The 9,072-nt window shown below is 34.0% G+C and carries 7 protein-coding genes; 3 read left to right on the top strand and 4 right to left on the bottom strand.

Annotated features, from left to right (window positions below; all coding sequences use genetic code 11):
- Positions 1-284: 284 nt before the first annotated feature.
- The 4 genes from HOO91_04740 to HOO91_04725 form a co-directional block, all read right to left on the bottom strand.
- Positions 285-2,000, bottom strand: coding sequence for a DUF4230 domain-containing protein (locus HOO91_04740; protein ID NOU16848.1), 1,716 nt, complete (start codon positions 1,998-2,000; stop codon positions 285-287).
- Between the two features lie 237 nt (positions 2,001-2,237).
- A complete protein-coding gene (locus tag HOO91_04735; GenBank protein ID NOU16847.1) occupies positions 2,238-2,855 on the bottom strand; it encodes a DUF4230 domain-containing protein in 618 nt (205 codons plus the stop codon).
- Position 2,856: 1 nt separating this feature from the next.
- Entirely contained in the window at positions 2,857-4,710 is a 1,854-nt protein-coding gene (locus HOO91_04730; protein NOU16846.1) for an N-acetylmuramidase family protein, read from the bottom strand.
- A gap of 66 nt (positions 4,711-4,776) precedes the next feature.
- Positions 4,777-5,373 (bottom strand): hypothetical protein, encoded by a 597-nt coding sequence (locus tag HOO91_04725; GenBank protein NOU16845.1) that lies wholly within the window; start codon positions 5,371-5,373, stop codon positions 4,777-4,779.
- Between the two features lie 317 nt (positions 5,374-5,690).
- Between HOO91_04725 and HOO91_04720 the strand changes: the two genes are divergently transcribed.
- From HOO91_04720 to HOO91_04710, 3 genes are all read left to right on the top strand, one after another.
- Positions 5,691-6,881, top strand: coding sequence for a hypothetical protein (locus tag HOO91_04720; protein ID NOU16844.1), 1,191 nt, complete (start codon positions 5,691-5,693; stop codon positions 6,879-6,881).
- An 88-nt stretch (positions 6,882-6,969) separates the two neighbouring features.
- Positions 6,970-7,287, top strand: a complete 318-nt coding sequence (locus HOO91_04715; GenBank protein NOU16843.1) for a helix-turn-helix transcriptional regulator — start codon at positions 6,970-6,972, stop codon at positions 7,285-7,287.
- 3 nt (positions 7,288-7,290) lie between these two features.
- Positions 7,291-8,901 carry a class I SAM-dependent methyltransferase gene (locus HOO91_04710; protein NOU16842.1) on the top strand — a complete coding sequence of 537 codons (1,611 nt, stop codon included), beginning with the start codon at positions 7,291-7,293 and terminating at the stop codon, positions 8,899-8,901.
- The last annotated feature ends 171 nt before the right edge of the window (positions 8,902-9,072 follow it).

Here is a 9,072-nt window from a genome sequence, read left to right as displayed (position 1 = left end):
AGGCGGGGCATCTAGCCCCTTCTGTCTGAAGCAAAACTATCTTCCGGCTCATCATTACCCGAAAATTATGTTTTGTCAACTCCGCTTAGGATTAGAAAAATCTGTCAACTTTTTTCAGGACGATACAACTTTTCTTCTAAAAACAAACCAAACTCCAAAACTCAATTAGCCCTCCTTTTCAAGGAGGGTTGGGAGGTTTATTAAAGAGTTTGGGTGAAATTTTAAGGGAAGAACAACATATCGCATTTTGCGATAGTTTTAAATGCCCTAATAATATCAAATGCTTACTTTTTCTTTACTATCTCCACATTTTCTCTAAAAACCCCCAGAATACGCTTTACTTGGGTTGTATCTTTACTAAGGTTGATTAAAGCTGATTTATCTACTTTCAGCATATTGGCATCGCATTTTGTTTGGAGGTATCGTGCTGTTTGAATTAGGGTACTATCGTAGTCTACTCTGGATTTAAACCAAATTGCATAGCGGTTTTTGGGTGTTTTTAAAACTTTGGTGCATTTATTCAACGCACGGTTGTAAAGGCTATCGCGGTAGATTCGGGTTAAACTAGCCATCTTGTATTGAAAATCGGTTTTAGGATGGTAGTTTATTATTCCTTTTGTTAAGCTGCTATCGATAAAATCGTTCTGGGGAATTCTGTAGCTAGCCATTAGTCTATACATGTCATTCTTTATAGCAGCCGAATCACGATAAGCGGTTGTGCATAAAATCTTTATGGCTTTATCGAGTTCAATGGTATCAATTTTATCGTTTTGTAGGAATGGAGCCATATCAAGCGAGATACCATTTACAGGATTGCCAGCATATTTAAACGATTGTAGTTTACTGCAAAAACCGCTAAGATCCGCTAGCTGCATGCGATAATCGGAGTAGAAGGCTGTATCAATATCTTTCAAACTTTTAGCCGTAAGTTCATTGATAAATACTGCCTCTTGGTTGGATATTAGCGTATCTTTCTGAATCTCATTTAGTATTTGTTCAAATTTATTCTTGGTGAATACAACCTGTTTAACATTACTATCCATCAGAAGGCTAAAGAGGTTCATAAGGCTTTCGCGTGCATTTTTCCGTGCTTGATTAATGATTCCGCTATTCATCGCCTGAAGGCGAAGGTTTTCGATACAAGCCTTTTTTACCTTAACGGCCTCGGCAAAAGGATTGTCAAAACTTCCTTTCTGCTTTATCAATTCAAATCCTTTAACCTTGTTGGGAATGAACCAAGGATTAATATCGCAATTTAGGATTTCGGGTTCGCAATTTTTGATATATAAGGTGCTGTTGCTAGAATTGTAGAAAATATCATCGGGTTTAAGTTTTCCAAAATCGATACCTGCTTTTACCCAGCCACGACCTATGTAAACGATATTTTTTTTCTTTTCTTGGAGTTTGATATCTGATTTAAAATATTTAGTCAAATTAACTAATTCAGTTTCTTTGGAAATTTCAAAGCTACTGCCTTTACATATTCCCTTATTATCATATAGTTCAAATAGCAATTTTTTAGTATCGAATTTTTTATTTGCGGGTAATCCCTTATTAATAGTATCACATAGACATTTCATTAAGTTGGGGTAAAGTTTACTATGTGTTATCCATGGGAAATACTCGCCTAGACGACTCTCGATATTCCATTTATGAATTGCATCGAAAGTAAACCATCCTGGTTTGTCTGTTTTTCTAAGAGAGTCAACGGCTGTTATTAAATTGATAAATAAATTTTGCCCTTCCTCATTTATCTTTTTAGGGGCAATTTCTTCCATATAACTTTCGGAAAGCGAAGCAATGGCCTCGCCATAGTATTCGGCTGTGATAAGCTGCCTTATTTCCCTAATGTTTTGCACCGAAACAGGAGTGTTGCGAATATTAATGCCAGTGTTAAACCATTTAAAGGGATCGAATATTACAAAAACTACTATTATGGCAGCAATTATCAGCGCATCGATTATGGAACGTATATTTTTAAGCAAGAACGAGATTATCATAATTACCTCCTGTTTTCAGAGACTATATAAGTATTGTAAAAATTATGAATGTTAACCATATGTGCCATTTTTGAGCGGTACTTTGTGTGGTGAATCCCCTCCTTTTTTAAGGAGGGGTAGGGGTGGTAATTTTAATATTTCTAATTTACCCCCTTTTGTTCCCCCTTAAAAAAGGGGGAAATCCTACCCACATTGATCCACTTTAATATCTATTAAATATCACGCTATATAAATTTCTCAATTCTTAAAAAGCAACGAGTCTGCCACCGAGGGCTTTAGAACAACACCATCGATTTGCAATCCATTTTTAAATTCTAGGTATATCTCGGTGTATCCCAAACTCCGAAGAAGAGTTTCAAGCAAGGCACGAGTTTTTTGCTTGGTAGATTCTTCAATGCCTATAAAAGGAATAACATCGCGAATTTTAAGTTCTGCTTCCTCAAGTATTTTGTCGTAATCCTGAATGGAAAACTTATTCATAAAGGCATCCTCGCTGATAGTGGAATCGATTTTAACCCTATCAATAGGATACGAGAAGTTAAGAATCTCTATATAAGGCATTTTTATTCGAATGGATTTTCCATCAATATCAACATCTTCCTTTTTGAGCTTCTCTAGATCTACGCCCGCTTTAATAATTGCCTGTGTATTAGCCACAAAAATTGCCTCGTTTAGCTTAATTACCCACAGAAAAGTTTTTCCTTTGGTGGCAATAACGGCTTTGTTTAGAGTAAATTCAGCAGTAGCCAACTTTGAGGCTTTCTGAATTTTGCTAACAACCAAACCCTCATCAGGTCTGGAACACGAAGCGGATAGAACAATTATTAATACTATTACTAGTGCAAAACGCTTCATTTTAGCAAATTTTAAGTTCAAACTTATCGGGCATTAAAGCATATAGTTTGATTAGGGTATTCTTGCTTTCAATTACATCGCGCATACCGTCCTGATTAAGATCTTGAAAATTTGAACCAACTAAAATACAGCCCTTAGTATGAGTATAGTAGTTGCCTGAATGGATTAGTATCATTGACCGATCGGGGACATTCAATAGCTGAAAATGGGTACCATATTTTTCGCTGTTTCTTTTTAGAACTGTGTATGTACCATTTGGGATACAGCTAATATTCCTTTGATTTTTTAGATCTGGGAGTTCTAAGGTTTTACAGTTAAATATTGTACTTCCACCTTCTTCAACCACTAAATCGCCCAGTGTTTGCTTGGTTTCATATTCTTTCCTTGTGAGCGTGGCTTTTATGTTGGTATTCATGCGAATAGAGAAATCATGATAGGACTGCTCTAGGTTAATGTCGTATTTATTTTCGGCGTAGCTAGGTCCATTGTAAGCACGTGCAAAACTGCTCCAATCTTTGCTTTGTAAGTAACTTATTAGATTTTTACCTTTATATATTGTATTGGAAATAAAAGCAATAAACGCTTTTAGATGCTCCATTTCCGATATTTTTTGAGCCTCAACAAAATCACTTATTGTTTTTCCTTTAAAACCTGCAGCCTCAAAGTTTTCTCCTAGGATTTGGAATTTGCCCCATGAGGTTGACAGATATGCTGAATCGCGATCAATAAGCATTGCCTTTTCCAACCGTAAATATTCCTTTTCATCAACAAGATAATATTGTCTTGTCCAGTCCTTGTAAACGATATCTGGGTAGGTTGGAGCGTAATACTCTGGCCCTTGTGGTATTAACCCTTTTGCTTTTCTATCGGCTAAATGTTTCCAAAACACATGGCCTTCGAATAGAATTTTTACCTGACCGTTTTCAAAAAATCCTGAATCGCCTGACTCTACTTCTATAACCGCATGCATAGCGGCTGGTTCAATGTTTAATGTCTTACAGCTTTCCTCAATGTCATCGTTATCAAGTGTTTTGTGTTCTATAACGAAGTTGTCACCTTGTGCAGTTAGGGTTGCAGTTGGTTCTTTTTTCGCCATTACTGGCGAACTTTGCATTTTTGAACTAGCAACTGTTGTTGTTTGCGTGGTTTGTTGTAGAGTTTGAGATGATGGTGTAACTGTAACATTAGAAGTATCTGCATTTGAACTAGATGATGGTTGAGTGTTTTCAACCTGTGAGGTTTGGTTGTTAAATCGTTTCAGTATAATACCACCAGGGTTGTCTTTCCTTAAGTATTCCAGTGATTTTGATCCAAAGTAAAATGCAATCATCATCAAAAATGCGGTCTTAAAGAACTCGAAATTATCGTAAATAAAGCTATTCCCTTCCTGAAGCTTTGGGCCTCCCATGGAGTAAATAAATAGGGACAAACCGCCTATCATCAGTGTTAAAGCCAATGTTCCACGGATAGTTCCCGGAGGAAGTCCAAGGCTTTGTTCTTTATAAAGATTATCCTCAGGGCCAGCGTATTTCTGAGTCAATTTTTGCTCAGTGGCCATCGATTCTGCTTCGCTTTTGCTTTGTTCTTTAAGCTCTGCCCAGCTCTCGTTGGTAAGGCCAAGGTTGATATTATAGAAATATATAGCCCAGGCTAGATACCCGATAAGCAATCCTAACCATATCAGTATCAGATTGATGGCTACAAAACTATATACATTGATATTTCCGAAAACCAGCTGAAAAACTGTTACAATTATCATGATTAGGATCAATGCTATTACAAATAGTATTGCCCAAAAGAATATCAAATTCAGGTTGTGAACTGATTTTTTTGCATCGTCAAGTATTTTTCCCATGACCTTGATTTTTAGTTATTTCTTACTTAATGATTCTATGTATAAATGGTTGTACTGATACTTTGTTTATTGTTGATTTTTTTGAAAGATATCGGAATTGGATATTTGAAGGCTAGGCTTCGTCTCATTTTCTAACCAAGCGGATAATTGCTCAATAATTGAATTGTAGGCTTGATTGGTATCCGTATTTTGAGCGTTCTGGTCGGCAGAAAATAGTATGTCCTGCTCGTTTGAAATATTGTTAACCAACGGTATTAATGATAGAGCTGAACTTTCGTTGGAAAGGGTTATGGTGTTGTTTTTAATGTTAAGTTGATAAATACCTAAACTGTTTTGAGCGTTTTCGTTGGAGATACCAATGAACTTACCATCAATAAAAACCATTCCCAGAATTCGATTGCCAGTACGGGAGTACCTAACTATTTGCATAAAATAATCGCAATTTGCGATTTTTTCTGTGGAAGTATTGTTTGAGTTTTTATGCGTTAGATTATCGATTTGATCTCCAATCCATTTAATTGTTCGTTGAAAGAAAGCGATAATTGTTCCCAAAAGCCCTACAACCCAAAGCCAGATTTTCTCTACAATTTCGGGTTTAATAAAGTAGAGGGCAATTAGCGCAAAAACAACAGCCAATATGAGTACGACAAAGAAACGTTTCATTGATCTAGATAATGTTAATGCAAACTAAGACAATCAACATCTAAAATATTAACGTGATCAAATTTACGCTTTTTATTTACAATTTATTGTCATTTATATTGCTAAAAATTAATAATGATTAAAATAATTCAAATTGTGGATGGTTGATATATTGTTTAATCATATGTTTATAAGTGTTTTATTAAAAGATATTTGAAAGGGAATAATTATACCAATTTGGCGAAGTCTTTGCAAGTTCTGCAATGCCAACCCTCTTATTCACACTACAAAGAGTATAATTTAATCGCTTTTAATAATTATATTTGTTTTAAAAAACAATGAAAATAACCTTATTAGGGCAAGGCTACGAGCACGAATCATTAAATTCTGTAGGTAATCACCTCATTAATCTTCTATCACAAAATAGTTTTCATACATTTACGGGGATTTCTGCTTTTGCGAGCGAAGCAGGTATAATTGGTTTGTCGGAGCACATTGATAATGCGAAAAAAAACATTGAAAACATTAATATAATTGTTGGTATTGATCAAGATGGTACTTCTAAAGAAGCATTATATGAAATCAATAATCTTAAAATCAATAGTTACATATTTTATCAAGTAGAACCCCCAATCTTTCACCCTAAAATTTACCTATTTGAAGGAACGAAAGAAACAAAATTGATTCTAGGTTCTTCGAATCTTACAGCAAAAGGATTATTTGGAAATGTAGAAAGTTCGCTTCTTATAGAGTTTTTAAATACAGATAATCAAGGTAAGCAACTTCTAGACGAGTTAAAGGGTTATTACATTGGTTTGTTCAACTTTAAAGATCCCAATCTTTTCAAAATATCCGAAGAAACCATTCAATACTTTATTGATAAAGGGATTGTGCCAAATGAAACCCAGCGCAGTAGAAAACATGGTAAACAATCTACAGAAGGAAAGAAACGTGAAAATAAATCTGATATATCAGTTCCTAAAAGACTAACAGCATTAATTCCAAAAGCATTTCGAGGCAAGTCGAGAGGTAATAAAAAAATCGAAAAAGTCTTTAAAGAACTTGAAGCGGAAGATCCAATTGAGATTGGCAGTTTGGTTTGGCAAAAGAGAAACCTTCCAAGTTCGGATGCTCAACAAGTTAGCGGAAATACTGCAATAACGGGTGTAATAAGACTAGGTGATGCAAATTTTAAAGTCGATGGAAAGAAAATAGATCGAAATATTTATTTTAGAAATTTTGTTTTTGCAAATTTAAAGTGGTCGTCAGAAATTAGAAAGAATAATTCTCCATTACAAGTTGCAAAGTGTAAATTTAATATATCTATTGATGGCAATAATATTGGAGTGCATGAACTTAAAATAAGTCATGATCTGGAAAGAATATCTGGACAGGATAATATTCCGACAACAATTCATTGGGGATCAGACCTGATTTCCTTTTTGAAGAAAAATAGTATTGCTGGAAAAACACTAAATATTTACTCCCCTCTTAGCGAAGATGATGTATTCCACATTGTAATAGAATGATAAAATTTCTAAAATGTTGAAAACTTCTTAATTGTTATTCTTTGCTTTTCTCTTGCTCCTTATTACATTTGGACAAAAATAGTCCAAAATGATTTTTGAAAAAACCTTTGGAGATACTATAAAAAACCTTCGCGAAGAGAGAAGTCTTACATTACGTGAAGTTTCTGAGGCTTTGAAAATTGATACGTCTATGCTAGGTAAGATTGAAAAAAACAATCGCAAACCAACCAAACAACTAATTGAAAAATTTGCAAGTTTTTTTAAAGTAAGTGATAAAGATTTAACCATTGCTTTTCTAAGTGATACGGTTGCATACAAAGTTATGGGTGAAGAAGAATTTGCTAGTGAAGTATTGAAAGTTGCTGAGAAAAAAGTGAAGTATTTAAAAACTAAAAAAACTTCTTAACCAATGAAATTGATTGAGAACGCAACAGCAGAGAAGTTAAGAGGTGGTTTTTATACTCCAGAACCAATTGCGGAATTTATTTTGCGTTGGGGAATTAATGGGAGCACCGATTTTGATATACTAGAGCCAAGTTGCGGTGATGGTGTTTTTCTTGAACAGTTGAAAGAATTAAAGTCAAAATACAATTCAATTACAGCAATTGAGTTTGATGAAATTGAAGCCCAGAAAGCAGATAAAATTGATTTAAAAGATAAACAAATCATAAATGATGATTTTCATACATATTGCAATAATACTAATCAACGCTTTGATTTAATTGTGGGTAATCCACCATACATTCGCTACCAATTTTTTAATAGACAGCAACAAGTTGAAGCAGGAGATATTTTCATTAAGGCAGGATTGACTTATTCCAAACTCACAAATGCTTGGGTTTCGTTTGTTGTTGGTTCATCCCTTTTATTGAAAGAAAGAGGCGGTAGGATTGGTTTTGTGTTACCTGCAGAAATTCTGCAAGTTTCATTTGCATTACAGTTACGAAAATTCATTGCTCACTTTTATAATAAAATTAATATTATTTCATTTGAGAAACTTGTATTTCCAAATATTCAGCAGGAGGTAGTATTACTCCTTTGTGAAAAGAATGGCACTAAAGAACATAATATTGAACACATTGAATTAAAGGATGCAAGGGAATTGAATACCCTCGATACCACAAGATTAAAAAGCCCACAAAAGAAAATTGATTTTAAATCAAATAAATGGACTTTCTATTTTTTAGAGCAAGAGGAAATAGATTTTTTAGAAAACATTGCTAAGAATAGAAATATTCCAACTCTTGGAAAATATGCAAATGTTGAAGTAGGTATAACAACAGGGTCAAATGCCTTTTTTACAGTTCCTCTCACAACTGTTGAAGAGTATGATCTTCAGGGTTATGCAAAACCAATGGTTGGCAGAAGCGTTCAAGTAAATAGCGTAATATTTACTGAAAAGGATTGGGAGTTAAATAAGAACTCAAAAGCGAAAGCTCATCTTCTTACATTTCCTGACAAACAAAACCTGAATCAGAAAAACGGAGCAGTAAAATATATTGCATATGGAGAAAGCTTAGGAATTAACAAGGGTTATAAAACAAGCATTAGAAATGATTGGTTTGTAGTTCCATCTTTGAAAATTTCCGAAGCACTTTTTATCAGAAGAAATAATCTTTATCCACGATTAATAATCAATGAAGCAAAAGCATACACTACAGATACAATGCACCGAGTTTTCGTTAAGCAAGGAACAGATATAAATGCACTAACAGCAAGTTATTATAATTCATTATCTTTGGCATTTGCAGAAGTTTGTGGACGAAGCCATGGCGGTGGAGTTTTAGAATTAATGCCTAATGAGGCAGAAAAAATATTACTTCCATATCACAAAGATAACGCTTCATTGATTTCTCAAATTGACAAACTAATACGAGATAAGACAGATATTGAAGAGGTTCTGGAAATTACTAATAAAGTGATTTTGGAGGAATGTTATGGGCTGACAAAGAGAGAAATAAATATAGCGCATAGCATTTGGAAAAAACTATCGGCGAGAAGATTGAATAGAGGCAAATAATCCAATTAATATTCAATGAATTAACTCTGCGTTAGTTGAAAATTGAATTTTAAAATTGATCTTCAAGGAAATAAATTATGTATTTATAATCACGCAATATTTAATTCTAAAAAGCAATAAAAGATTGACTATAAATAAATTGTGTTTTATTCTTTAATGGAATTTTATCAT

It is taken from the genome of Bacteroidales bacterium, from assembly GCA_013141385.1.
GTDB lineage: Bacteria > Bacteroidota > Bacteroidia > Bacteroidales > Tenuifilaceae > UBA8529.
Note: the sequence above shows the minus strand (reverse complement) of the source record. Positions and strands in the feature narration are given on the sequence as shown.

Bases quoted from the DNA above. Each gene is read 5' to 3' on its own strand.
- HOO91_04740 (NOU16848.1), bottom strand. From the start codon at position 2,000: ATGATAATCTCGTTCTTGCTTAAAAATATACGTTCCATAATCGATGCG.
- HOO91_04735 (NOU16847.1), bottom strand. From the start codon at position 2,855: ATGAAGCGTTTTGCACTAGTAATAGTATTAATAATTGTTCTATCCGCT.
- HOO91_04730 (NOU16846.1), bottom strand. From the start codon at position 4,710: ATGGGAAAAATACTTGACGATGCAAAAAAATCAGTTCACAACCTGAAT.
- HOO91_04725 (NOU16845.1), bottom strand. From the start codon at position 5,373: ATGAAACGTTTCTTTGTCGTACTCATATTGGCTGTTGTTTTTGCGCTA.
- HOO91_04720 (NOU16844.1), top strand. From the start codon at position 5,691: ATGAAAATAACCTTATTAGGGCAAGGCTACGAGCACGAATCATTAAAT.
- HOO91_04715 (NOU16843.1), top strand. From the start codon at position 6,970: ATGATTTTTGAAAAAACCTTTGGAGATACTATAAAAAACCTTCGCGAA.
- HOO91_04710 (NOU16842.1), top strand. From the start codon at position 7,291: ATGAAATTGATTGAGAACGCAACAGCAGAGAAGTTAAGAGGTGGTTTT.